The 1,094-nt window shown below is 69.4% G+C and carries 1 protein-coding gene; it reads right to left on the reverse strand.

The window, feature by feature from the left end; genetic code table 11:
• Positions 1-84: 84 nt before the first annotated feature.
• On the reverse strand, positions 85-1,094 hold a 1,010-nt coding region (locus AB1460_RS37700; protein ID WP_368967360.1), incomplete at its 5' end, for a transposase.

A 1,094-nucleotide genomic window follows, 5' to 3' on the forward strand; every position in this document is an offset into this window, starting at 1 on the left:
GCTAGCGGTGGTTTGTTGGATCAGGGTGGTAGATAAAGGTGCAGGCCATGGCCTGCACCAACCGCGGCGATCAGTGCTTGGAACTCATCGGGCGGTGGTCTCGCTGACCATGCGTGCCAGCAACGCTGCAGCATGATCCAGGGGGTCAGCCAGCCGCGGACCGCGCGCAGTGTCACCGGCCAGGGCGGCCGTATCGGTGGAGAGGGAGCTGTCGCACCCCCTCTCTCGCCGGTCGTGTCCACCGCCGGCGTCTTCCTGCCCGGGGGGTTTCTCGAGGGCGTGAGTACTCGCCCAGCAGAACGAGAACGCGCAGAACACGAGGGTCTGGTGGCGGCGTATCGCCAGGTCGGAACGGACCTGGAAATCGGCCCAGCCGAGTTCGTCCTTGACCTGTTTGTAGCTCTGCTCGATCCAGTTGCGGATCCCGTAGATCCGGACGAGTTCGGTGAGGTCGGCGGCCGGGTGCGGACTGTCGGCCTCGCGTGTCGAGCCGGGACGGGGCAGGTTCGTCGCCAGGTACCAGGTGCTGGTGGCGGGGAGCCGGGCCGGGTCGGTGGTGGCGATGACCAGCCGGATGACACCATCGGGGCCCCAGCAGCCCAGCCGGGCCTCGGCGGCCCACCAGGTGGCGGTGTGTCCGTCGCGGAAGGTCCGTCTGATCGCCTTCCAGGGGCCTGGTCTTCTCGGGCCGTTCCAGGAGAGCCCGCGGGCGGCGTCGAGGGGGGTGTGCGCGTCGGGGCCGTAGGCCCAGGTACCCCGGTGGGGTTTGAGCGCCATCACGAACGGCAGATCCGCCGCGAACAGCTCACCGCGGAAGGCGTCGTGGTCGCCGTAGGCGCAGTCGGCGACCACCGCGCGAAACACCACCCCGGCCACCGCAGCCCGACGGACCAGATCGACCGCGATCTGCGGCTTGGTCCGGAAACCCGGGTCGCTTTTCCCTGTCGGGAAATGCTGCGCCGGGGTGTAGGGCCGGGCGTGCAGCGGAGAGTAGACCCGTTCGTCCGCCCACAGGGTGCTCACCGTGACCACGGCGTTGTCGGTCTTGCCGTACCGGCCCAGCCACTGACGGCCCACATGGGCGGTGGCCGTGC

This window comes from Parafrankia sp. FMc2 (assembly GCF_041008525.1).
Classification (GTDB): Bacteria; Actinomycetota; Actinomycetes; order Frankiales; family Frankiaceae; genus Parafrankia.